1 protein-coding gene is annotated in these 707 nt (G+C 45.3%); it reads right to left on the bottom strand.

Features of this window, described 5'->3' with window-relative positions:
- The coding region (locus AB4407_RS04420; protein ID WP_372119039.1) for an ISL3 family transposase at window positions 1–707 on the bottom strand (707 nt) is incomplete at both ends.

Here is a 707-nt window from a genome sequence, read left to right as displayed (position 1 = left end):
GTAAGATAGCTATCTTGGCGTGTATTTAAGTTGCCTCTATTTTTCAGCAGTATCCAGCGTGAACGCTTGACCCATTGCCTCGCTTTTTTATCTTGTTTGAGTTTGTTGGCTTGGTCGACTCTAACTCTATCCATCACCTCTCGACCGAACTTAGCGACAACATGGAACAAGTCGTAAACGATTTTTGCATTCGGACAGTGCGCTTGAACTTCAAGGTCAAAAGCCGTATTCATGTCCATCGCGACCGCCTCGATATTTATCCCATGCTCGCCTAGTTGCTCGAAGAACGGTCGTATGTCTTTGCGGCTACGACCTAATCCTATCCAAATAACTTGGTGAGTCTTAGCGTCAGCGATGACTGTGGCATATCGATGTCCTTTAAAGATGGCGAACTCGTCCATGACGAGTTGCCTTAGTCCCTCCCATTTCACTGGCGGTACAACTTGCTGAAGTCGGCGTTTATCTATCTCTTTAATAGTGTGCCAATGAACGCCCGTTAACTGGGAGATATGCTTAATAGGAAGAAGAGGCAGTAGTTGTTCTATATAACTTTTTAGGCGCTTCGTTATACGAGCATAAGGCTCTAACCAAGATAGCGACTCTGTTTTTATACCGCAGTTACGACACTTAACCCTTCGTGTTTGAACAGAAAGTTCAACAGGAACCCCGAGCAACATGGCCTCTTTCACATGACGCCATTGATACTC

This window comes from Vibrio sp. 10N.261.46.E11 (assembly GCF_041472735.1).
Lineage (GTDB): Bacteria > Pseudomonadota > Gammaproteobacteria > Enterobacterales > Vibrionaceae > Vibrio.
Note: the sequence above shows the minus strand (reverse complement) of the source record. Positions and strands in the feature narration are given on the sequence as shown.